We start from the raw sequence: 24,914 nt of genomic DNA, 5'->3' as shown, positions 1-24,914 counted from the left end.
AACCTAATTCATAATCTAGATGCAAATCAAAAAGTCTTCAAAAGTCTATGACGCCATTATTGTTGGCTCAGGAGCAGGAGGCGGCATGTCTGCTAAAATCCTGGCCGAAGCTGGATTAAATATAGCTATCGTTGAAGCCGGACCGTTCTTTGATCCTACCGATCCGGCGCAAATGACTCAACTGAAGTGGCCCTGGGAATCGCCCCGCAGAGGAGCCGGTACTACCCGTGCTTTTGGTGATTTTGACGCCGCCTACGGGGGGTGGGAAATAGAAGGAGAGCCTTATACCAGAGCCAATGGTACTGAGTTTGATTGGTTTCGTGCCCATATGCTGGGCGGTAGAACTAACCACTGGGGAAGAATCTCTTTGAGATTTGGCCCGGATGATTTCAGAAGACATGATCTTGATGGACTGAGTGATAACTGGCCCATCAGCTATGATGATGTGAGTCCTTATTATGATAAGGTAGATAAACTCATAGGGGTTTTTGGAAGCAAAGAAAACATGAGAAATGAGCCGGATGGATACTTTCTCCCAGCTCCCAAACCCAGGTTACATGAGCTTTATTACATCAAAGCAGCCAGAAAAGCAGGAGTAACGGTAATTCCCGCCCGAAAGTCTATGCTCACCAAGCGCATCAACAACGACAGAGGAGTATGTTTTTACTGCGGGCAGTGTGGTAGAGCATGTTCTGCCAAGGCTGACTTTTCTTCCGGTACTTCACTGGTTTTTCCTGCGCAAAAAACAGGCAAGGTAGACCTCTTTGTGAACTCAGTGGTAAGAGAAGTGACGACCAATAATGAAGGTCTGGCCACCGGGGTTTCTTATGTCAACAAAGAAGATCGTCAGGAGTATCAGCTCAAAGGCCGTACGGTAGTGCTGGCGGCTTCTGCCTGTAGTTCAGCCCGTATCCTCATGAACTCTAAGAGCGCTCAGCATCCCAATGGGTTAGGCAATGGATCAGATATCGTAGGCAAATACCTGCACGACTCTACCGGCAGCAGCAGAAGGGCTTTTGTACCTGAACTGATGAACCGTAAAATTTACAATGAAGATGGCGTAAGTGGCATGCACATATACAGCCCATGGTGGTTGGACAATAAAAACCTTGACTTTGCCAGAGGCTATCATATAGAAGTTGGAGGCGGAATGGGCATGCCTTCCTACGGATTTGGAAGTGGAGTCACGGAGATGAACAAATTTATTGGTGAGCAGACAGGCGGCTACGGCAATAAGCTGCGCGATGATGTCAAAAAGTTCTATGGTGCTTTTATTGGCGTATCCGGCCGGGGTGAGTGTATTGCCCGCAAAGATAATTACTGCGAAATTGACCCTAATGTGGTAGATGAATGGGGAATTCCGGTACTGCGCTTCAATTATACATGGTCCGACCATGAGCGCTTACAGGCCAAACATATGCACCAGACTTTTGAAGAGATCTTTCATGCTATGGGTGCTACTGTTTTGGGCGCTACACCGGGTAAAGATCAGGATTATGGACTGGCTGCTCCTGGCAGAATTATCCACGAAGTGGGTACTACCCGTATGGGCAATGATCCTAAAACTTCGGTAGTCAACAAACATCAGCAGTTACATGAAGCCAAAAATGTATTCGTGGTAGATGGCGGGCCGTTTGTTTCCCAGGCGGATAAGAACCCTACCTGGACCATACTGGCACTCTCCTGGAGAACTTCCGATTATATGATTGACCAATTCAAAAAGCAAAATATCTAATCCCAATACATCATGGACAGAAGAGAATCATTAAAATCAATGTTGTTAGGTTCTGTGGCGGGAGGATTAATCATCAACGGCTGCGGCCCTAAAGAAACGGCTGCTCCCGAAGGCCCTGTGGCTGCTGAGAGTGGCGCATATGGACGAACCGAAGAGGAAAAACTCCGTGACCAAAGGCTTCTTGAGGTAGACTTTTTCACTGAAGCGGAATTGGCTACTGTCGCTACCCTCTGTGACCTGATCTTACCAGCCAGTGAGAGCGCTGGCTCGGCTACCGATGCGGGCGTTCACGAATTTATCGCCTTTATCGTAAAAGATATCACTTCTCACCAGACTCCTATCCGGGGTGGGCTGATGTGGTTGAATAACAGAGCCAACAAAAAGTTTGATGTCATTTTTGATGAGTGCAGTGAAGCGCAGCAAAAGGAGTTACTGGATGAAATAGCCTATCCGGATAAAGCTTCTCCCGAAGTAGCTCAGGGAGTAGAGTTTTTTGATCGTATGAGAAACCTTACCTTAACCGGTTACTATACTTCCAAAATGGGGATAGAAGACCTGGGCTATCAAGGTAACCGCCCCAACGTATGGGATGGCGTACCTGAAGATGTGTTGAAAGAGCATGGCATGGCCTACGAAGAAGAGTGGCTGGCCAAGTGCGTCAATCAGGAGACCCGCAATGAAATCGCGCAGTGGGATGATAAGGGCAACCTGATTACTTAGCCTGTAATGAGAAATGAATAATGATTAATGTTGGGTTCAGATGCATATCTATTCATTAATCATTATTCACTCATCATTCATTATTATCATCTACTCTTCTCTCAATGACTTTACCGGATCAGTGGTAGCGGCAGCAATAGACTGATAGCTCACCGAGATCAGTGTGATGGCAAAAGCACACAGCCCTGCCACGATAAATAACCAGAACGGGATATTAGTACGGTAAGCAAAATTTTGCAGCCAGTTTTCAGTATAATACCAGGCGAGAGGGATAGCAATCAATAGCGCTATAAGTATTGGTCGGGAAAAGTCTTTGGAGACCGTTAGGAAAAGTTGGGCCACTGTAGCGCCTAATACTTTGCGAATACCTATCTCTTTTCTTTTTCTCTCTGCAGTAAAGGTCACTAGTCCAAACACCCCCATACAGGCAATGAAGATGGCCAGTAAGGTCAGGCAACCCAAGACCATCCCCAGTTTTCTCTCGGTCTGAAACTGCGCATAGTAGTCATCCTTCAGAAAGGAATATCTGAAGGAAGCATAGGGAGCGTAGGCCTGCCATTCCTCCTTTAGCCATTGAATGGTCTCCTGAATTTCATCCATAGAGGCCCTGGCACTTGCCGGACGAATAGTGAAGAACCTCCTGCTGCCTCCCCACATGCTGCTGCCCTGCGGAAAAAGCGCCAGCGGCATGATATCCTGATGCAGCGATTGAAAGTTAAAATCCCTGGCTATTCCTATTACTTCATACTTTTCCTGCTGAGTATACTGTAAGTATTGCCCTACTGCATAATTGGCGGAGTCCTCATGAGTGCTCCAGCCTAATGACTTTACCGCATGCTCATTAAGAATTACTGCCTGACGCTCAGCTTCGCTATCTTCTGTAAAGTTGCGCCCGTTCAACAACTGAATATCCAAAGTAGGAATAAAGTGGGCATCTACTATCATCGTATTAACCGGGATAGCGGCTTCATCGCTTCCGTAAGCAGCAAAATTATCTTCTCCCCATACCGAAGGAGGCACAAAGTTAGAAAGACTGGCCTCAGCAATACGGATGTCTTCACGCAACTGATTGAGCAGACTTTCACCTTCATTGGGTAGTTGCTCCACCTGATGCAGTATAATCAGATGATCCGAACTAAAGCCCAGCGACTTGTTCTGAGTGTAGTTTAGCTGGCGGTAAATGACCAATGTGAAAATGATCAGGCTGATGGAAATGATAAACTGAAAAGTCACCAGGCCATTTCTTAAGAACAATGACTTTATGCTACTTCGCTGAGGAGCATTCTTTTTAAGCGCTTTTATCGGGTTAAAGGATGACATGAAAAATGCCGGATACATACCTGCCAATACACCTGTCAGCAGGGCACAGCCAAATATCAATCCTCCGTACTCCAGGTCCAGGGTATCCAGCAGGGAAAGCTGCTTGCCGGATATCTGGTTGAAGAAAGGGCGCAGTAGCTCTGTAAGGGATAATGCCAGCACCAGTGCTACCATGGCGTAGAGGACTGATTCACCTAAAAACTTGCTAAGCAGATTATGCCTGGCTGAGCCTAGTACTTTACGTACACCCACTTCTTTGGCCCTATGAGCGGAACTGGCAGTAGAGAGGTTCACAAAATTAATGATGGCCAGTACCATGATCAGTAAACCAATCGTCAGGATAATGTACACATTATTGACATCGCCAGTAGCACCCAGCCGGTTGTACGAGTCATTAGAAAAGAGGTGGATATCGGTAAGAGGGAGAAGAAAGAGTTCCCATTTCTTACCTCTCTGCTCATACTCTTCAAAAGAGTATCCGTAGATTCTTTCCAGCACGGCCCCTGCATAGCGCGAGGGAAGATCACTTATTTTTTGCGACAGCTGCTGTGTATTAGCTTCCTCTTTCAGCTTCACATAGGTCACGAAAGTAGTCCATACCCAGATGTCCTCTCTCTCTTTCACTTCCGGAAAGGTGGGCATAGAAAGCAGCATGTCAAACTGAAAGTGAGACTGCTCCGGCAGTGAAGCTACTACTCCCCCTACCTTTATGGTTTTCTTCTCTCCACCTACCTCCAAAGTCAGCAAGCGACCTACAGGGTCCTGATCGTCAAAGTATTTTTTGGCGGTAGCTTCTGTCAGTACTACCTCATTGGGTTGGGTTAGCGCTTTTTCAGGCTCGCCTTGCAGTTTCTGCACACTAAACACATCAAAGAAACCGGAGTCTACTGCCAGCGCATTTTCTTCTTCAAAGATTCGGTGCTGCTCTGCTCCCTCCTGTACAGAAAAGTACAGTAAGTTAGGCGTATGTATTCTCACTGCCGTAGCGATTTCGGGGTACTCGCTTCGGAGAAGACTTGCTACCGGGGGCGGAGTAGAACCAAAACGCTCATTCTCTTCTGCCCAGATGTTGGTCATATCTACTCTATAGATGCGGTCTGCATGCTCATGAAAAAGATCATAGCTCAGCTCATCTTTGATGTACAGGCTGATCAGCAGACAGACTGCCATACCAATTGCCAAGCCAGCTATATTAAGTAGGGTAAACAACTTATGGCGGCGCGCATGTCTGATGATGGCTTTGAAGAAGTAAGTGATCATAATCTCTTGATGTCAATCATGAACAAACAATGAATGATGACTAATGAGGAATGAATAATGATTAATGAAAAGACATGTGCTTGAATCCAACATTAACCATTATTCATTCATCACTAAAAACTACTCATCCCTCAGTGAGTCTACCGGATTGGCGATAGCTGCTTTGAACGACTGATAGCTTACGGTAAGGATAGCAATGACTAGGGCCAGTATGCCCGCCACCACAAAGGATGTCAGACCGATGTCTATCTTATAAGCAAAGTCGTTGAGCCACTGCTGTACGGCATAGTAACTTAGCGGTATCGCCACCACAAAAGCAATAACTACCAATTTGGTGAAGTCTTTGGACAGCAGCAGCATAATACTCTTCACTGAAGCGCCCATTACTTTGCGAATGCCTATCTCTTTGGTGCGCTGCTCCGCCATAAAAGCAGCCAGTGCCAGCAGTCCCAGGCAGGCAATGAGGATTGCCAGGGAGGTAAACCCTCCGAAGATTACCCCTATCCGCTGATCGGCACGAAAGAGCGCATCAAAGTCTTCATCCAGAAAGCTGTAGTCAAAGGGTGTACCGTCAGCATGTAGGCTCCATTGCTCCTCCAGCATGCTTATCGTTTGGGGCAGGTGATCGGAGCTTACCTTTACCTCTACAAAGTTCTGCTCATCGGAAAGGACAATCACCAGCGGCTCTACGACCGAGTGTAAGGATTTGAAGTGAAAGTCTTCTACCACACCTACTACTGCTGCCTCGTACATCCCCCCCATCAAAACAGTATTTCCTACCGGCTCTTTCATCCCCAGCACTTTCACTGCCTGTTCGTTAAGGATCACAGCGTGGTAGGCAGAGTCCGATGCTATGTCACGAGAGAAGTTACGCCCCTCTTTCAGTTGAATCCCCAGGGTAGGCAGGTAATCATAGCTCACCATGATATCGCTCAGCACCAGGGCATCCTCATCACGATAGGTGGTATCGCTGCTGCTGGCCGGGATAAAGCCGGTAGCTTCATAGCCTCCCAAAGGCGATACATTGGTAAAGCTGATACTTTGCACTTCGCTCATCTGCATCAGGGCGTTTTGGAAGCTTGCGGTATTCGTCCCTAAAGCCTGCGCATTTTCAAGTACGATCACATTTTCTTTGTCAAACCCCAGGTCTTTGTTTCTGACAAACTGCAACTGCTCATATACCATCAGGGTACAGACGATCAGTACGATAGAAACGACGAACTGAAATACTACCAGCGAATTTCTTAAGTAAGCGTTTTTGCTTCCTGCGCCTAAGCGCCCTCTGAGCACTTCTACCGGTCTGAACCGGGTCAGGTAAAAGGCAGGATAACTCCCCGCCAGCACTCCTACGATGATTCCCAGCAACAATACGGCAGGAATAAACCAGGGAGAGGAAAGTGGAAGCTGGATATCTTTGTCCGCAATATTACTAAAGGGTATCCTGAGTAGTTCGGCCAGTCCCAAAGCCAGCAGCATTGCTACCAGGCTCAGTAGCAGCGATTCCGCCAGAAACTGTCTTACCAATGTAGCACGCCCGGAGCCCATTGTCTTGCGTACACCTACCTCTTTGGCACGATCAGCCGAACGGGCAGTCGCCAGGTTCATAAAGTTGATGCAGGCAGTAAGCAGGATAAAGAACGCGATAGCACCAAAAATATAGAGGTATTTGATATTACTATTTGCCTCAAACTCACCTAATATGTGAGAATGGAGGTGAATATCTGTCAGAGCCTGGGTAAACATTTCTATGGTATAGCCCATCTCCTGAAACATCTCGTACTCTCTGAGGTACTTCTTCAGCAGCGGGTCCAGATTAGCCTCAACTTCTTCTATACTGGCCCCTTCACGCAGGAGAAAGTAAGTAGCAGCATCAAGCTTACCCCAGTTCTCTTCCCTGCTTATGGGGTCAGTAATATAGGAGTAAATAATATCAAAGTGAAAGTGGGATGCCTGAGGCATGGGCTCCATGATACCCGTAACCTGAAAAGGCTCTCCATCCAGCAGTAGGGTCTGCCCCAGCGGATTTTCATCCTGGAAGTATTTGCGAGCAGTCTCCTGAGTCATCACTACCGCATTAGGCTCCCGCAAGGCTTTGTCAGGATTACCTTTGAGCAGAGGAAAACTGAATAGCTTAAAGAAATCCGGGTCAGCCGCCAGCACTTGATCTTCTTTGATCGTAACCTCATCCTTTGTGACAATACTACTGCTCCCCCGGTTCATCCTTACCACCATTTCCACGGCAGGAGTCTCTTCTATGAAAGGCTGTGCCACCGCCGGACTTACCCCCGCTCCGATAAAACCGCTTTCTCCCACCTCCAGATGGGTAGCCAAACGGTAAATACGATCAGCCTTCTCATGGAAACGATCGTAGCTAAGTTCCTCCAGTATGTATACCGTAATCAGTAGCGTACAGGCCATGCCGATTGCCAGGCCAAAAATATTGATAGCGGCATAGAACTTTCGCTTGTACAAATGCCGTAAGGCGATAGATAAGTAGTTTTTAAGCATGAAGGTAAGTTTGAATACTGCGCAATATAGAGCAAATGCGCTTCCACCCTACCAACAAAATACACAACTTACTGACCTACAGCTATTTAAACATATCATCCTATCCCCTTTCCTTCTCTAAGTGTTATGAAAACGTTACACTTATTCGTCCAAAAGCGTACGCTAAGTTTCACTAATGATGAATGAATAATGAAAAGCAAAGCCCACCATTCATCAATCATTCTGCATTCATCATCCACCATACTAACTTTATTGAAGCTGGTGTAGGGTGTAAGGTAACTATACTTCTTTGCAGAAATATATAGGTAAAAGAAGCGATAGGATCAGTAGGTTTCCATCACCGACGTGAACACATGAACTTATATTATACCCAAAGCCTCTCAGACCTTACCCATCTTCATGCCGTGTCATAGCAGTTAACACGGCGTGTTAACCTGAATAATACGGCGTGTAACTGGCATCAACAGGTCGTATCATGGGGTGATTGCTTAGTAGGGAATACCTTAAGTACGATCGTCAGTCAGTATAAGCAAGCTACTGCTACCAGCCGAAGTGACTTAGGGTAATACCTGAAGCAAATGGCGCAGCCTACCACTGCGGATTTCCTGGCTGTTGCTAAATGCACTACGTACTTCCAGATGATACTGCCCGGCAGGCAGGTTTTCAGGCACGGTCAGTAGTAGTTTTGTGGGATAATTGTGGTGAATCCGCTCCGCTCTATACACCTGCTGGGTGGGTACGTGTATAAAGAATACGCCCTGATTGGTATCCTCCGGATTGTTGATCTTGAGCTGCTCTCCCCTTACTACGGCTACAAAAGAAGGGCTGATCAGCTGATTCTTGACATCAGATTCCCAGTCTTCAAGGATCATAGGTTCAGGGGCAGGTATCTCGGTTTCTATACGCTGTACCTTCATGTTACGCATAGCCTCCTGCATCTTTTTGGCGAGACGAAAGTTAACACTGGGCCGGTGGCGCTTAGGGTCATAAGCATCCTGTTCGCTTTCAAATACTCCTCTCAGGCCGGGAGTAAGGCGAAAGTAGGGAGAGAGGAAGCCATTACCTTCGGCAAGTTGCTGGCTAAGATAATCCAGGAAGCGGTAGATTACCGCATAGCATTCCGTATACTTCAGGATAGAACCGGGCTGCGTAAGCGCCTCTATGGCATCCTCTATATTGACATACTGTACATGCTTGGGCACAGCCCGATACGTAACTTTGTCTCCTCCATTGCGGATGCTGTTCTTGTGCAGGGTATAGGGTAAAGGCATAGCTTTTTTCTATGAAACTACACTACTATCACCTGACTTTCAGCAACTTAATTCCAACAAATCCTACAGGTAACAAAGTCCGTCTTTGTCACTCCGCCCCTCATGTAAGGTTTATGATAATGATGAATGGGTAATGAATAATGAGTAATGAAAAGCAATTCTTCATTATTCATTATTCATCAATCATTAAAAACTACTCATTCCTCAGTGCGTCTATCGGGTTAGCTACCGCTGCTTTAATGGATTGAAAACTGATGGTAAGCCAGGCAATCAGCAATAAGATGAGCACAGCCAGCAGGAAAGGCCAGGCTTCTACCGAAATATGATAGGCAAAGTCGCTGAGCCACTGCTGCATCAGCCAGTAGGCCAAAGGTACTGCCAGCAGAAAAGCCAGCAAGATCAGGCGGATAAAGCTACCCGAGAGCAGTAATACCACATCTCTGACCGAAGCACCCAGCACCTTGCGTATGCCTATCTCTTTGGTACGCTGCTCAGCAATGTAAGCTACCAGACCCAACAAGCCCAGGCAAGCTACAAAAATAGTGAGCCCGGTAAAGGTGGCACCGATCACGCTCAGGCGCTGCTCTGTCTTGAAAAGGTCGTTGAACTTACGGTTCAGAAAGGAATAAGAGAAAGGGGCTTCCTGGTTGTGCTCCCACCATGCTGTCTCAATCTGAGCTAGTGTTTGCTGTATGTCTCCTCCATTCATTCTGACAGATACATAATATGGCCAGTTATCCGTATGCTGCAAGATGATAAGGGGCACGATATCCAGCCGTAAGTGCTCAAAGTTAAAGTCCTTTACCACGCCTGCCACCTTGATTTCCTCGCCCCAGAAAGTCTCAATGGTACTGCCTACCACTTCTTCTATGCCGAGTTGTAGGGCGGCACTTTCATTGAGCAGCGCTTCTCTCATGCCTGCCGTATCTGTTTTGATGTTACTTCCCTCCAGAAGTTGAAGAGCAAACACATCAAAAAACGCAGCATCAGTGCCTAACCATTTGGCCTGGTGCTTGACTTCACTGCCCCTTGTACGATAGGTAGTAAAAGCATTAAAAAAATCTCCGGGAGCGGTGCTGCTAAAGCTTACTGCCTCTACCTTGCTGTTCTGTAAGAGCTTCTGCCGGAACACCTCCTTATTCTTCAGTACATGCGCATTGGGGATGAGCACGACATTATCTTTGTTGAAGCCCACATCTTTGCTTTGCATATAGAGGAGTTGCTGATAAACCAGAATAGCACAGATGATGAGTGTGGCCGAGATACAGAACTGAAAAACTACTAATCCATTTCTGAAGCGGCTTTTACTGCTTTGTATAATTTTACCTTTGAGCACTTCTACCGGTTTAAACAGAGAAAGATAAAAGGACGGATAAAGTCCTGCTACGATTCCGATAAGCAGGGTCAACAGCAGAAGTATCAGTATCCACCAGGGTTCCTGTATGATATTCAAAGAGATTTGTTTACCGGCAAGACTACTGAAGGGCATACGCAGGATTTCGGTCAATCCCAGGGCTACAATCATGGCCAGAAAAGTGATGAGGATAGATTCGCTCATAAACTGCCCTACCAATTGTTTACGCGTGGTGCCCAGTGCTTTGCGTATCCCCACTTCTTTGGCCCTCCGAGCAGAGCGGGCAGTCGCCAGATTCATATAATTGATACAGGCAATCAGCATCATGAATATCCCGATGGCAGAGAGGATATACACATACTTCATATTCCCCTCGCTAATCAGATGAATATCGGTAACAGGCACCAGATAGTGGCCCAGTTCATCCTTCCGGGCTTCAAGCGTAGCAAGCGGCACCGCCAGTCTTTCCTGCATGGGTGGCCACTGGTACAGCTTTTCCATAGCCAGAAAGTCAGATTTCAGAGAGGCAGGGGTAATGCCTTCCTGTAGCACTACATAAGCCATAAAGCCAGCGGGCAACCAGTAGTCCTGTAGTTGCTCTACCCGCTCCGCAGCAATATTGCTCATGATGATATCAAAATTCAGGTGGGAATGTGTCGGTGGGTTTTCCGCAATACCGGTCACTGTAAAAGCTTCTCCCTCTGATGTCAGCGTCTTTCCTAAGGCCGGATGCTGAGTGTAATCATTTTCAGCAGGCATCCCGAAGTAAGCATCGGCCACTTTTTGAGTAAGTACAATGCTATGGGCTTTGTCAAGCAGCGTTCCCGGGTCGCCAGCCAGCAGTTTGAAGCCAAAAAAGCTAAAGAAGTTAGGGTCAGCGCGGATGGTCATCTGTTCATCCAGTATTTCGTCTCCTTTCTTGTAGATAAATGGATTCGGATACTCCATGCGAATGGCTTTCTCTACCTGAGGGACCATTTCACGTACGCCCTGTACAAAGGCCGGAGCCACATCTTCCATATCAAACTCCCGCTCTCCTCCCACAAACTTGGTTCTCACCCTGTACATGCGATCGGCATCCTCATGAAAGTTATCATAGCTCAGTTCGTCCACTACGTACAAAGTGATGAAAAGACAACAGGCAAGTCCTATGGCTAACCCCAGGATGTTGATCAGGGCATAAAACCTTTGCTTCAGCAGGTTACGGTAAGCTATTTTCAAGTAGTTCTTTAACATCTTTTTGATGATTAGTAAGGAATGATGTACGAAAAGCAAAACTCATTATTCATTCCTCATTATGATTTATTCATCTCTCAGTGAATCTACCGGATTGGCCAGTGCTGCTTTTACTGACTGAATACTGATGGTAAGCCAGGCAATAAATATCGCAGAGAGACCGGAGAGCACAAATATACCGATACCAATTTCTGTGCGATAGGCAAAATTCTCCAGCCAGCGTTCTACTGCCCAATATGACAAAGGAGCCGCCACCACAAAGGCTATGAGTACCAGTCGGAGAAAGTCACGGGAAATAAGATGATTAATCTGCACTATTGAGGCTCCCATTACTTTCCGGATGCCTATCTCTTTGGTCCGGCGAGCCGTCACAAAAGCTACCAGTCCCAGCAAGCCCATACACGCTACCAGTATTGCCATAGCAGTAAACACTTTCAGCACATTACCCAGCCGTTGCTCAGCACGAAAGGCATGGTCAAAGTCCTGGTCCAGAAAGGAGTAGACAAAAGGATTCTCCGGTTCAAACTGTGCCCACACTTCTTCTACCTGCTCTACCGCACCGGATACATCACCGGCGTTCAGACGTACTACCACAAAATCGCTGAGGTAAGAAGGTGCATAATACTGCATGGCAACAGGTTTGACCTGCTGATCAAAAGACTCCGTATTAAAGTCTTTGACTACCCCTATGACCTCCAGATGTTGCTCATCATTTTCCCCTTTGTTTTTGATGATACGTTGGCCTATTGGATTCTCTATGCCTAAAGCTTTTACTGCGGCTTCGTTCAGCAGTAAGCCATTTTCATGATCAGAAGCCCTATCTTCCTGAAAAGCTCTGCCTTCCACCACCTCCAGCCCCAGGCTGGAAATATAGTCCTGGTCAATCCGAAACCACTGCATGCCCTGTCCGTTGGCTGATCCTTCTACCCTAAAGTCACGCATGACATTAGAACGGATAGACTGCAAAGGTACGCCGGAAGTAAAACTCACCTGCTTGACATGGGACTGCTGCCGGAGCACTGCCTTAAAATCTTCCCAGCCTTCTTCAATTTCTCTGTCGTTCTTGATCACCAGTACATTTTCTCTGTCATAGCCAATGTCTTTGGTTTGTATAAAATGCAGTTGCTGCACTACCAGGGCCGTGGTAATGATGAGACCAATAGAAACAACAAACTGAAAAACAATCAAAGTATTACGCAGCGGAGTGCCGCCCAGCGGGGTGCCGCCCAGCGGGGTGCCGCCCAGACGTCCTACGCCTATTGAGGAATTGATCTTTCCTTTCAACACGTTTAAAGGACTGAAGGCTGAAAGGTAAAGCGCCGGATAACTCCCTGAAAGCAAACCTATGAAGAGGATACCCCCGACAAGTGAACCTAGTAAAAGGGGATGATTTACCCAGTCAAAGGTGAGCTGTTTGCCCACCAGTTCATTGAAAGGCATGCGTAAAGCTTCAACTGCACCCAGCGCCAATAGCATAGCAATCAGACTTACCATCAAAGACTCCAGCAGGAACTGAAACACCAGATGCTTACGGGGAGAACCCAGCACCTTGCGTACACCCACTTCTTTAGCCCGGCGGGTAGCCTGGGCAGTAGTCAGATTCATAAAGTTGATACAGGCCAGCAGGATGATCAGTAGAGCGACAATCGTCAACACATATACCGTTTCTATACTGCCATTGGCCTCATGCTCCCTCATCAGGTCAGAGTGCAGATGGATATCCGGTACAGGCTGCAACTCATAGGCTAATTGTGTATTTTCTTCGGGACCAATTTCCCCTGCTTCCATAAAGGGACGGGCATGCTGCTCCACGATCTGGTCCAGCTTTTGTGCCAAAGCCTCCATTTGCTGAGGATCATCCTGCACTCCGGGACGAAGCTTGAGGTAAGTATACATGATATTCCAGGCCCAGTTATCAGTATCGGTGATCTTCTGATATCCGGTAGGGGCCACCAGCATGTCAAAAGGAAAATGTGTAGCTCCAGGATCTACTACCCCACTCACGACCCGCGCAGCGTGACTCCCTCCGAACAAAATTTCTTTGCCCAGCACTTCACCTTTTTCTACTGCTCCTTCTCCAAAGTAACGCTCGGCAGTGGCTTTGGTAAGCACCAGCGCATTGGGCACACTGAGTGCTGTTTCCGCCTCACCCACCATCAGGTTAAAATCCAGCACTTCCAGAAACTCAGGATCAATGATAAATATGGATGTTTCCCGAAACACCTTCTCCTGGCTCTGGTCTTCTTCCAACGGCAGACGCATGGTCGAATGGTTCCAGGTGAAAGCTCTGGCTACCTGTTCCACTTCGGGTATGCTGCTTTTGATGGCTTCTGCCAAAGGCGGCGGCGTAGTGGCTAGCTGATAGTATTCTCCACCATTGGTAATTACTCTAAATGTACGTTCGGCATCCTGATGAAAGTCATCATAGCTTAATTCATCCATCACGTACCAGCCAATCAGCAAACTGCTACTGATGCCCAGTGCCAGCCCTACCACATTGATAAAAGTGTAGAATTTGTTTTTAAGCATATTGCGAAGGGTGATATTGAGGTAGCTTCTAAACATAATGAGTAATGATTAATGAAGAATGAAGAACGAAGAATAAAGAACAAAAATGAGGAATGAATATTGATGATATTCTCAGCCTTAGCTGGCGAAAGAGCTTATGGAGAAAAAAGAAAACATCATCAAAAATAAAGCATATAGCTTTGTACTTGACATAGTATCGCTTTACAAACGTATTACCGTAGAGAAGAAAGAATACGTTCTCTCCAAACAACTGCTCAGAAGCGGTACTTCTATTGGTGCTAATGTAACAGAAGCCGATGCAGCCATCTCCAAAGCAGAGTTCTCCGCAAAGATTTCCATAGCTTACAAGGAAGCTATGGAAACAGCTTATTGGCTGAATCTTTTGCATGATAGTAAGTTTATAAGCACTTCTGATTTTAATGTTATGCATGACAGTTGTACTACTATTTGTAAGATTCTATTCTCCATTCTCAGGTCAACAGGTAGAATAAATAGGTAATGATTAGTGACTTATGAGGTATGATTAATATTCAATTTTTTTCTATTCATTAATCATTATTCATCAGTCACTACACATTATTCATTCCTCAGCGAGTCTACTGGGTTGGCGATGGCTGCCTTAAAAGACTGATATCCTATAGTGATCAACACCAGGATGATACTTGCCAAAAGACTGATAAGCAAAGTGAGTAAGCCCGGCTCAATTTTATAGGCAAAGTTATTCAGCCATTCCTGCATCAGGTAGTAGGCTAAAGGAGCCGACAATACAAAGGCAATTAGCACCAGTTTGAAGAACTCTTTTGAAAAGAAGCCCAGAATATGCCGTGCCGTAGCTCCCAGTACCTTCCTGATACCGATTTCTTTGGTTTTGCGTTCGGCCATAAACATAACCAAGCCATATAAACCTAAACAACTGATAAAAATCGCCATGCCGGCGAAGAGTTGAGCCAGTGAGTAATTGCGGTCATAACTTTTATAAAACCCGGCTACTCTGTCATCCAGAAACTCATAACGGAAATCGTATTCAGGATAATTTAACGTCCATACTTCCTCCAGTTTTTTTAGCAAGCCGGGAAGCTGATCCATTTCCACTTTCATACTGAGATTATGATACTCACTACTGCGATTCGTAATGAGCAAGGGGGGTATTTTGGCACCAAAATCTCTGGTATGATAGTCAGCTACTACTCCTTCTATAGGCTTCTCAAACCCCCATATACCAATAAATTTTCCAATTGCCTGTTCTGCATGTGCTAAGCCCAGCTCATGTACAAATGACTCATTGACCACAAATCCACTACCGGAGTCAGAAGAAGTAAACACTTTACCTGCCAATAGCTCCATACCATAAGTCTCAAAAAAACGATGATCGGCAAAATGGATGTTGGCCTGATCTTCTGTTTCTTTTCCATCTACGGAATAAATACCAGCCGACATACTTTGGGAGATCGCGCTGGAGGTAGAAAAGGTCATTTGCTTTACCGCACTTTCTCTATTCAGAACAGCCTCAAAACGCTCCCTTTTTTGCGGGTCACTATCCATCAGATCTACGGTGATGATGGCTTCTTTGTCAAAACCCAGAGGAGCATGCTTTAGATAATCCAACTGCTGGGCTACCACCAGGGTACAAACGATAAATACCTGAGAGATAAAAAACTGGAACACGACCAGCCCCTGGCGAAGCGAGAATCTGCTTTTCCCTATTACTACTGTATTGTTTTTAAACATCTGCACCGGCTTAAAGCGGGCCAGTAGCCAGCCCGGATATAAGCCTGCTATATTGGTCACGCCTAGAAGGAGTATTATAAAAAAAATAATTACCTCCCAACTGAACGCAATGTTGACCGGCTCCAGGTAAGCGTAAAGTTTCTTTAATTGTAACAGTCCTACCTCGGCCAGTCCCAAAGCCAGACATAGGGCAAGAGTGGTGGTTAGCAAGGCTTCACCCAGAAACTGCCAGACAATCTGGTAACGGCTACTGCCCATGGTTTTGCGCACGCCTACTTCTTTGGAACGCTGTGTGCTTAGTGCGGTAGCCAGGTTGATAAAGTTGATACAGGCCAATATGATGAGCAATAATCCCAAGCCTGATAAAGCAGCTAATATCTCTCTCGGCATTTTACGGTTCGGAAAGCCAGAAAACCTTTGGACGTAATGCAAATCTTGTAAAGGTTGCAAATACAAGCCGGATTGGTACTTTTCTATAGCTTCTTCTCCAGTATATTTCTTCAAAAACTGCTCAAACTGACTACTCAGGGCTTGAGGGTGAACCTGATCAGGAAGAAGTACAAATACATTGAAGGCTGAATTAAAATTATCCCAATGATAGTCCAGCCGGTCTTTCTGCACACGATAAGGTAAAAGCATTTCAAAGCGGAAGTCGGTATTTTGCGGCAAATCATCCATGATTCCGGCTACTTCCAACTCATAGGCTTCTTCCTCTCTCACAAAAGTAAAAGTCTTACCCAAAGTATACTGCTCCTTGCCAAAAAGCTTTTCATATAAGGACTTTGTTAATACGACTTTATCTGGATTACTCAACACAGTAGAGGGATTGCCAGCGATCAGGGGAATATTAAAAAATGAAAAGTAGGCGGTTTCGGTAAAGGCTTTAGGCTCATCAATCAATATCTTTTCTCCATCCAGTAGCACATACCCATGGGTTTGATTTAGCACAAGCAGTTCTTCTATTTCATCAGCAAAATCTTCACGAAAGGCTTCCGGTAAGGGTTTAGCTACACCATTGAAATAATGGGTTTCTCCTTCACGTACAAAAGAAGAGGTGACTCTATAAATACGATCGGATTCAGGATGAAAATTGTCAAAGCTCAGCTCATATTGCACTATAAAAAAGATAACAATGCTGCTGGCTATACCTACCGCCAGTCCTAATACATTGATCAGTGTCTGAGTCTTACGCTTCCATAAGTTACGTATCGCTATTTTGAAGTAGTTTTTTAACATCTTATTCAAAGGTTAATGCCCAGACAGCGCAGATTGTCAATTTTTTTCTCTTCATTAATCATTCTTCATCAGTCACTCTTCATTACAAGTTATTCATTCCTCAGCGAGTCTACCGGATTAGCGATGGCTGCTTTAAAAGATTGATAACTCACTGTAAGTACAGCAATCAGCAAGGCCAATATGCCTGCAATAGTGAATGAAGCTATTCCGATATCTATTTTATAAGCAAAGTCATTGAGCCACTGCTGCACAGCAAAGTAGGCCAGGGGAATCGCTACGAAAAAAGCAACGATCACCAATCTGGTGAAATCTTTGGAAAGCAGCAGCATAATGCTTTTCACCGATGCACCCATAACTTTGCGAATACCAATCTCCTTGGTACGTTGCTCAGCCATGAAAGCAGCCAGGGCCAGCAATCCCAGACAGGCAATAAGAATGGCCAGCACCGTAAAACCCCCGAAGATCATACCCACCTGCTGATCTGCACGGAAGAGTGCGTCAAAGTCTTCATCCAGAAAACTATAGTCCATAGGCGTACCGTCGGCATGCAGATTCCATTGCTCCTCTATCATACTGAGTGTCTGCTGCAGGTCAGAGGATTTTACTTTGATCTCTGCATACCTGGGTTCATCTGCCAACACCAGTACCAGCGGCTCTACTGCCGAGTGTAAAGATTTGTAATGAAAATCTTCTGCTATCCCCACTACTTCAGATTCAAACTCGCTGCCGGTCATAACCTTGCTGCCTAAACCAAGGCCTAAGATTTTTACCGCCTGCTCATTCAGGATGACGGCATAGTTAGCAGAGTCAGCAGCAATCTCTCGGGAGAAATTGCGTCCTTCCTTGAGCTTGATACCCATAGTAGGCACATAGTCGTGGCTTACCTGTATGTAATTGAGCACTAAGGCATCCTCATCGCGATAAGTAGTGTCATTCTCCAGCGCCGGAATAAAGACGGTAGCATCGTATCCTCCCAGCGGAGGGACATCCGTAAAGCTTACTCCCTGCACCTCGGTTTGGGCAGACAAAGCATGGTGGAAGGCATCTTTATTATTTCCCAATGCTTTCGCATTGTTGAGTACGATGATATTCTCTTTGTCAAACCCCAGGTCCTTATTTCTGATAAACTGAAGCTGTTTGTACACCATAAGGGTACACACGATCAGCACAATGGAGATCACAAATTGGAAAACCACCAATGAATTGCGTAGCCAGGTATTTTTGCTACCCCCGGCCAGTCTTCCTCTTAATACTTCTACAGGTTTGAACCTGGTCAGATAAAAAGCAGGATAGCTTCCCGCCAGTATGCCTACCAGGATGCCTAAAAGCAGTACTGCAGGAATAAACCAGGGGGAAAGGATTGGTAAATGAATGTCTTTATCCGCAATTTCGCTAAAGGGCAACCTCAGCAACTCCGCCAGGCCTAAAGCCAGAAGTACTGAAAATAAGCTCAACAAAAGCGACTCAGCCAGAAACTGCCGTATTAACGCGTGACGCATAGAGCCCATCGTTTTGCGCACCCCTACCTCTTTGGCACGATCGGCTGAGCGGGCAGTAGACAGGTTCATAAAATTGATGCAGGCAATGAGCAGGATAAAGAGTGCAATGGCTCCAAAAATATAGAGATATTTGGCATTACCATTGGCCTCAAACTCCCCCTGTAAATGGGAATAAAGATGAATGTCGGTCAGTGGCTGCGTGAACAGTTCAATGGTATAGCCCAATTCCTGGAAAAGATCATATTCTTCAAAATATTTCTTCAGCAGAGGGGTAAGCTGCGCATTTACATTTTCTATGTGGGCATGCTCCTGCAGCAGGAAATAGGTAGCCGTATTCAGGTTCCCCCAGTGTTTTGCTTTGCTTTTAGGGTCTGACAAAAAAGAGTAGACAATATCAAAATGTATGTGCGAGGCAGCAGGTACCGGCTCCATGATACCTGTTACCTGAAAGGGGTCGCCATCAATTTGTATACTTTGCCCTATGGGGTCTTCATCCTTAAAATACTTGCGGGCAGCAGCGGCTGTCATCACCACTGCATTAGGTTCACTCAGCACACTGGCAGGATCACCTTCTACCAAAGGAAAGCTGAATATCTGGAAAAAGTTGGAGTCAGCGGCCAGCACCTTATCTTCTTTGATGCTGATTTCATCTTTCCTGAAGGTCATATTGTCCCGCTGATTCAGCCTGGCCACCATTTCCACTTCAGGGATTTCTTCCTTAAATGCCTCTGCCGTCATTGCACTTACCGCCGCTCCGGTAAACTCACTTTCTCCAATTTTCAAATGCGAAGCAAGGCGGTGGATACGATCTGCATTGGCATGAAAGCGATCATAACTGAGTTCACCTAATATATATACTGTAATGAGCAGCGTGCAAGCCATACCTATTGCCAGCCCCAGTACATTTACCGTAGTATAAAAGGCCCGTTTGCGCAAGTTGCGGATTGAAATTTTGAGGTAGTTTCTGAACATAGACTTTAATGATTAATGAGTAATGAAGCAATAGATTCATCATTCATTACAGAATATTCAACTTTCCCACCAAATAAAGCATAATTACCAAAATCAACTGATATTCAGCAAGTTAATTATTCATTCATCATCATTCATCAACAGAAGTGTATCGTTTTCGTGACACCGAGTGTTTGCTTTCGTGACATCTGATCAGCTATATTTATCCGATGAAACCCTTTATCCCCTACCTTCTCCTGAGTCTTTTGCTATGGCAATGTCAACAAGCCCAAAAGCAGGCTGAAAAAGCTGAGGCAAAAACTACTTCCTTTTCTTTTGAGTGGCAACATTTGAATACACCAGGCCAGGCCAGCCTACGGGGACTATCGGTGGTAAATGAGGAAGTGGCCTGGGTTAGCGGCAGTGAAGCTAGCTGCATGAGAACTATAGATGATGGTCAGACATGGCAAAGTTTTTCTTTTGAGGTTCCTGACTCCCTGCAATTCAGAGATGTGGAAGCTTTGGATGAACGAACAGTTTATCTGCTCAGTGCAGGCTCTCCCGGCCTGATTTATAAAACCACTGATGGTGGTCAAAACTGGACACTACAATATGAAAATACCCATCCTGACATATTTCTGGATGGTATGGCTTTCTGGGATGAGCAACACGGCGTAGTGATGGGCGACCCACTGGAAGGTTACTTTAATATTCTCCGTACCGAAGATGGAGGCGAAGACTGGGAGCGGGTTCCCACGGAAAATTTACCCCAGCCCCGGCAGGGTGAAGCGGGATTTGCTGCCAGCGGTACCAACATTATCGTTAAGGGAGAAGCTTTTGCATGCTTTGCCAGTGGTGGCGGGGCTTCCCGTGTCTTTTACTCGGTAGATGGTGGCCAAAACTGGCAGTTTAGCGAAACGCCCATGAAACAAGGTGAGCCTTCTCAAGGTATTTTTTCTATGGCCTTTGCTGATACTTTACGAGGCGTAGCCGTTGGTGGTGATTATCTGGCACCGGAAGATACTTCACGTATTGCCTGCTATACTCCGGACGGAGGAAAAAGCTGGCAACTGGCGGAGCAGATGCCTTCCGGCTATCGTTCCGGTGTCGCTTACTTTCCTGAAGACCAGCTATTCATCGCAGTAGGCACCAATGGTTCTGATTACTCTACAGATTTTGGCAAGAGCTGGACGCCCTTAGATACTACGGCTTACCACAGCATACAAGCCGTACCCGGAGCTTCAGCTGCCTGGCTGAGTGGAAGTGATGGAAAAGTGGCGAAGCTGAGTTGGTGATAAGCCGAATACCTAATAACAAACAATTTCCAGCTCTGCTTTATACTAATTCTCTTCACCTTGCAAATCTATTTTAAATGTGATGGGAATGATTTGCCGGGTAGTAATCGGAATATCATTGATCATCGCAGGGTACCAGGGCGACATATTGCCAATGAGCCTCAAAGCCTCCTGATCAATATCTTCGCGTACACTTTGAATAACCTTTGCGTCCTGTGTGCTGCCTTCTTTGTCGATTTTGAACTCAATCATTACTGTACCCTCAATACTATCTGTTCTGGCAGTAACAGGATACTCCAGCGCTTCTGCAATGTAAGTGTAGAGCGCTTCATACCCTCCTTTTGGTCGGGCTTCAGTAAAATTTCCTTCAGTAGATTGTGCTGAATCTTTTATCGCCGGAGCATTTTCCAACGGATCAGAAGTCTGCCTCTTCGGGGCGACAGTAGGTACTATTTCAGAAACTTTATTAATTGGATGCTCGGGAATTGATAATGTGTCAATTATTGATACTGATGGCTTTAGGGATTCTAATTTGGATAAAGAGGGTACGGAGGGTTTGTCCTCTTCTTGTTGCATAAACTGAAAAAGGACAATACTTCCTATGAACAAAGTCACTATAGCCAAACCCATTGCCCATTTTTTCATTAAGCTTCTTTTCTTCAGAATCTTTTCTCGCTTTTCCAAAAGCTTATCAAAGTGCTGAGAAGCCTTGATATCTTCATCAGAAGGTGGCGTATCGTTGAACGTAAACTTATAAGGAGGTGCCATCAGTTATTGAGTTTTTTTCTAAGCTTGTCCAACACACGATAGGTTTTCACTTTAGCGTGGTTTTCCGTAATATTCAGGATATAGGCCATCTCTTTGAAAGCTTTCTGTTCAAAGAAGCGTAATTCAATCAACTGTAGATGCTCCAGAGACAAAGTATTGAGTGCCGCAATCAGCCTTTGCATGATTTTCAGCCGTTCTTCATCAATCTCAGTATTATCGGATTGTATCTCGTTGATGATTGTCTCATCTACCACTACTTTGCGCTCTTTTTTGCTCTTACGATAGTATTGCCGTACCTCATTATGCGCGATGCGGTAAAGCCAGCCAATAAAAGGAACACCTCTGAACTGATATTTCTTAATGTTGAGTAATGCCTTTAAAAATACCTGAGAACACAAATCAGCTGTAATGGCCTCATCCTCTATCCGACGATGAATAAAAAGGTAGATCGTTTTGTAATGCGCATTGTACAAAGTTCTGAAAGCATCAGGCTCCTGCTGTGCAGCTTTTATGAATTGGGCTTCCTGTTCAGGGCTGTATGTAGGTGACTGATCGTGTGAAAACAAGCTTAGCTGTGTATGATGAAGTGTATCATGATTGACAATAACGCCTGGAAGTCATTCTTCAAATCTTGTTAAAAATTCTCCCTGTATTTTGCCCATAAACGCACCCTCACTATCATACAAATTTGCGTCAACCTCCAGAAGCACTTCGTACTCCATTTTTTCAATCTCAGTATTGTATTTTTTAGACAGTCGCACTACTTCTATGCTGCTTTCACTCTGGTCGCCAGCTTTTGTATAAGCGTTGAAAGACGAGGGAAACAAATCGGATAAAGTATCTCCAGAGGAAACAGAGAAGTTGAAGCCAGCCTGACCACCCCTATGAAATGTCTTTACTCCTTCGGCAAGGTAAGCGGAGGTGGGAGGAAAAACCTGGTCAACGAAAGGGTCCTTATATTCCAGGTAGAAATACATAATAAAATCTCTACTAATACAGTTGGGGCCACAGCTTGTTTCTGTGTGGTAAGAAAAATTGGAAGATAAAATGAGATGACTTTTGTCATTATCCGGTATCTCCTCTATCCTTCTATTTCCTCCAAAAGAAAAATCTTCTTGTATATTCCGGGTATTGAGTGCTACATCCATGATGGTGCCCTCAAAGTAAGGTGCCTCCGAGAAAGCCTGGTACTCTTCCTCTACCGGATCTTCTTCTTCACATGAGAAGGTAACTGCCGCAATCAGTAAGAAGAATAGAAACGAAAAGTGCTGTGAATAGGTAAAAACAAAATAAGGTAAATGCATAGCCTGTGGTTTTAAGTGGTATAAAACTAGCCTTTACCTCTATAATGCAGCAAATCCAAAAAGATACAGCTTACGGAGATTTTTTTTCAGGATTTATATTGATGTAACGAAAAAAGCTACCCTCAGCCAACATGAATCCTTAGCCGCGCTGGGCGTGCAGGGTTACAGCATGCATGGCAGCCCCTATGATTCCTGCATTGTTTCTGGACTCGGCTACTATGATCGGGATATCTACGGTCAGATAGTCTTTAAACTTTTCGTACTTTTTGCTAATGCCCCCTCCCAGGATAAAATGATCGGGTGAGCATATACGCACCATGTGGTGCAGGTAGTAGTCAAAGCGTTTGGCCCACTCTTTCATAGACAAATCTTCCTTTTTACGGGCGGAGTCCGCGGCATAGTACTCTACAGGCTCACCATCTTTATACAAAATCCTGCCCATCTCCATATTAGGAATAAGCTGGCCATTATAGAACATACCCGTACCCAAGCCGGTACCAATGGTGATCATCATCACTTTACCCATCAACCCACGACCGGCGCCCAGTTTCATTTCGGCCACACCGGCCAGGTCGGCATCATTGGCCAGATAAAAGCTGAGGCCGCCGCAATGCTCGCTAAACAGTTCATCCGCCTGCATGCCTATCCATTTTTTGCTGATGTTGCCAGCCGTCATGGATTTACCTTTGATAATCACTGCCGGAAAACTGCATCCTACAATACCTTTCCAGTCAAAGTGTTCCACAATTTTGCTGACGGTTTTGGCCACCTTCACCGGCTTTGAAGGTTGGGGGGTATCCAGCCGATATCTTTCCGATATCAGTTCACCTTTGTCAGTGTCTACAATGGCTCCTTTGATTCCTGAGCCGCCTACATCCAGACCTAAAATTTTCATACCCCAAGTATAACAAAAAAATCGTATAGGTACAGGATATAGGCCAGCCCAGCGTACTACAAAAAATGCTAATCTACAGATGACCCAAAGGTAAAGTAGAGATTTTCTTTTCATGGTTGAGGGAGAAAAATAGCGTGCATAAAGACTATTATTGGTCCCAAAATGCTATTTTGACACGAATGTCATAAGAATGTCGCAGGGCTGGCACAAGGAAAAAGTAGTGTACCCCCTAGCTTTGGTAAAAACAAAATACTATGGAAAGTAAACTTATTTTATCCGAAAGGATTCGCCAAAGAAGAATGCAGAAAGGCTACTCACAGGAGTATCTCGCTGACAGTGCACAGCTCAGCATTCGTACACTGCAAAGAATAGAAGCCGGACAAACCGAGCCCCGCGGACATACGCTGATCGCGCTGGCCGATGCGCTGGACGTTGCCATTGAAGATCTGATGGATTTTACCAAGAAAAACGATCGCTCCATCCTGCACCTGATCAATTTGTCGGCACTCTCTTATTTCTTTTTACCCCTGGGCAACATCATTCTTCCCCTTATCATCTGGATTTTATATAAAGATAAGGTGGAGGGAGCGAATCAGTTCGGGAAGAGGCAGATATTTATACAAGCCGGATGGACTACGCTTATTTTTCTCTCTTTTATGATAGGACAAATAGCGGGGATTCTTCTGGTGTACGTGCTAGATGCCATATACATCATTGCAGTAGCCCTGCTGATTGCAAAGAACAAAAAGGTATCCTTTTTAGGCATGAGGTGGTAAAAAGAGTAAGGCGCCCTGGAGCGCCTTATAATAGGGACCATTCTGATTTTTTACAGCTTATATCATTGAAAGAAGAAAAATCAAGTTTTCAATCTTCCAGACGGGGTCGTCCTTTAGATTTGCATAACAAAGCAAGACTTTAAAAAGTACTACTTTGAAAAGAACCGAAAGTGCAGGTGGTGAACTATGGGGTCGCCTAATAAATTAGTCTTATGTCTGGAATTAGTCCCTTGCACTTTTGTATCAAGTCTGTGCCATTTAGAATATTAAGAAAGACTTATTAAAGGGATTAGCTGCTTGAATACATTCGGCTCTTGATGTTTCACTCCAACCACAAAACTATGAAATCAACTTGGTTCATCGGTGTTGACGTTTCTAAAGCTACTCTAGATGTTGCCTTCTGTCATAATGAAAGGCCGTATTCGTTTATTCATCAGCAATTTGCTAACACCAAGGCCGGATTTAAGCAGTTGACTGCCTGGTTGAAAAAGCAAAAAGTAGATGCCTGTAATAGTTTTTTCTGTATGGA

At 45.3% G+C, this 24,914-nt stretch carries 16 protein-coding genes and 1 pseudogene; 6 read left to right on the top strand and 11 right to left on the bottom strand.

Features of this window, described 5'->3' with window-relative positions; genetic code table 11:
• The first annotated feature begins 19 nt into the window (after positions 1 to 19).
• A complete protein-coding gene (locus WJR50_RS20170; protein WP_341295123.1) occupies positions 20 to 1,735 on the top strand; it encodes a GMC oxidoreductase in 1,716 nt (571 codons plus the stop codon).
• A 12-nt stretch (positions 1,736 to 1,747) separates the two neighbouring features.
• On the top strand, positions 1,748 to 2,455 hold the full coding sequence (locus tag WJR50_RS20165; RefSeq protein WP_341295122.1) for a gluconate 2-dehydrogenase subunit 3 family protein: 708 nt from the start codon (positions 1,748 to 1,750) through the stop codon (positions 2,453 to 2,455).
• Between the two features lie 90 nt (positions 2,456 to 2,545).
• On the opposite strand, the gene WJR50_RS20160 is transcribed toward WJR50_RS20165, so the two are convergent.
• The 5 genes from WJR50_RS20160 to WJR50_RS20140 form a co-directional block, all read right to left on the bottom strand.
• Complete coding sequence (locus WJR50_RS20160; protein ID WP_341295121.1) at positions 2,546 to 5,035, bottom strand: ABC transporter permease; 2,490 nt, start codon at positions 5,033 to 5,035, stop codon at positions 2,546 to 2,548.
• 120 nt (positions 5,036 to 5,155) lie between these two features.
• Positions 5,156 to 7,543, bottom strand: a complete 2,388-nt coding sequence (locus WJR50_RS20155) for an ABC transporter permease (protein WP_341295120.1) — start codon at positions 7,541 to 7,543, stop codon at positions 5,156 to 5,158.
• A 557-nt stretch (positions 7,544 to 8,100) separates the two neighbouring features.
• Positions 8,101 to 8,814: a DUF4469 domain-containing protein gene (locus tag WJR50_RS20150; RefSeq protein WP_341295119.1), complete on the bottom strand. Its 714-nt coding sequence runs from the start codon at positions 8,812 to 8,814 to the stop codon at positions 8,101 to 8,103.
• Positions 8,815 to 9,007: 193 nt separating this feature from the next.
• Positions 9,008 to 11,404 carry an ABC transporter permease gene (locus WJR50_RS20145; RefSeq protein ID WP_341295118.1) on the bottom strand — a complete coding sequence of 799 codons (2,397 nt, stop codon included), beginning with the start codon at positions 11,402 to 11,404 and terminating at the stop codon, positions 9,008 to 9,010.
• A gap of 66 nt (positions 11,405 to 11,470) precedes the next feature.
• Positions 11,471 to 13,969 (bottom strand): ABC transporter permease, encoded by a 2,499-nt coding sequence (locus WJR50_RS20140; RefSeq protein ID WP_341295117.1) that lies wholly within the window; start codon positions 13,967 to 13,969, stop codon positions 11,471 to 11,473.
• 100 nt (positions 13,970 to 14,069) lie between these two features.
• Here WJR50_RS20140 and WJR50_RS20135 point away from each other — a divergent pair, with 100 nt between their 5' ends.
• On the top strand, positions 14,070 to 14,432 hold the full coding sequence (locus WJR50_RS20135; protein ID WP_341295116.1) for a four helix bundle protein: 363 nt from the start codon (positions 14,070 to 14,072) through the stop codon (positions 14,430 to 14,432).
• A gap of 77 nt (positions 14,433 to 14,509) precedes the next feature.
• Here the strand turns inward: WJR50_RS20135 and WJR50_RS20130 are convergent, their stop codons facing one another.
• Entirely contained in the window at positions 14,510 to 16,897 is a 2,388-nt protein-coding gene (locus WJR50_RS20130) for an FtsX-like permease family protein (protein WP_341295115.1), read from the bottom strand.
• Positions 16,898 to 16,986: 89 nt separating this feature from the next.
• Positions 16,987 to 19,368 carry an ABC transporter permease gene (locus WJR50_RS20125; protein WP_341295114.1) on the bottom strand — a complete coding sequence of 794 codons (2,382 nt, stop codon included), beginning with the start codon at positions 19,366 to 19,368 and terminating at the stop codon, positions 16,987 to 16,989.
• Between the two features lie 209 nt (positions 19,369 to 19,577).
• Here WJR50_RS20125 and WJR50_RS20120 point away from each other — a divergent pair, with 209 nt between their 5' ends.
• Positions 19,578 to 20,642 carry a WD40/YVTN/BNR-like repeat-containing protein gene (locus tag WJR50_RS20120; protein ID WP_341295113.1) on the top strand — a complete coding sequence of 355 codons (1,065 nt, stop codon included), beginning with the start codon at positions 19,578 to 19,580 and terminating at the stop codon, positions 20,640 to 20,642.
• 45 nt (positions 20,643 to 20,687) lie between these two features.
• Here the strand turns inward: WJR50_RS20120 and WJR50_RS20115 are convergent, their stop codons facing one another.
• The 4 genes from WJR50_RS20115 to ppgK all read right to left on the bottom strand — a co-directional run bounded on the left by WJR50_RS20115 (position 20,688) and on the right by ppgK (position 23,723).
• Positions 20,688 to 21,410: an energy transducer TonB gene (locus tag WJR50_RS20115; RefSeq protein ID WP_341295112.1), complete on the bottom strand. Its 723-nt coding sequence runs from the start codon at positions 21,408 to 21,410 to the stop codon at positions 20,688 to 20,690.
• Positions 21,410 to 21,976 (bottom strand): RNA polymerase sigma factor, encoded by a 567-nt coding sequence (locus tag WJR50_RS20110; RefSeq protein WP_341295111.1) that lies wholly within the window; start codon positions 21,974 to 21,976, stop codon positions 21,410 to 21,412. Before WJR50_RS20110 ends, WJR50_RS20115 begins: the two co-directional genes overlap by 1 nt.
• A gap of 51 nt (positions 21,977 to 22,027) precedes the next feature.
• Positions 22,028 to 22,714, bottom strand: coding sequence for a hypothetical protein (locus WJR50_RS20105; protein ID WP_341295110.1), 687 nt, complete (start codon positions 22,712 to 22,714; stop codon positions 22,028 to 22,030).
• A gap of 139 nt (positions 22,715 to 22,853) precedes the next feature.
• Positions 22,854 to 23,723 (bottom strand): polyphosphate--glucose phosphotransferase, encoded by an 870-nt coding sequence (ppgK, locus tag WJR50_RS20100; RefSeq protein WP_341295109.1) that lies wholly within the window; start codon positions 23,721 to 23,723, stop codon positions 22,854 to 22,856.
• 140 nt (positions 23,724 to 23,863) lie between these two features.
• Here ppgK and WJR50_RS20095 point away from each other — a divergent pair, with 140 nt between their 5' ends.
• A complete protein-coding gene (locus WJR50_RS20095; protein WP_341295108.1) occupies positions 23,864 to 24,385 on the top strand; it encodes a helix-turn-helix domain-containing protein in 522 nt (173 codons plus the stop codon).
• 341 nt (positions 24,386 to 24,726) lie between these two features.
• Positions 24,727 to 24,914, top strand: a pseudogene (locus tag WJR50_RS20090) (IS110 family transposase); the annotation flags it as partial.

The organism is Catalinimonas locisalis (genome assembly GCF_038039535.1).
Lineage (GTDB): Bacteria > Bacteroidota > Bacteroidia > Cytophagales > Cyclobacteriaceae > Catalinimonas.
Note: the sequence above shows the minus strand (reverse complement) of the source record. Positions and strands in the feature narration are given on the sequence as shown.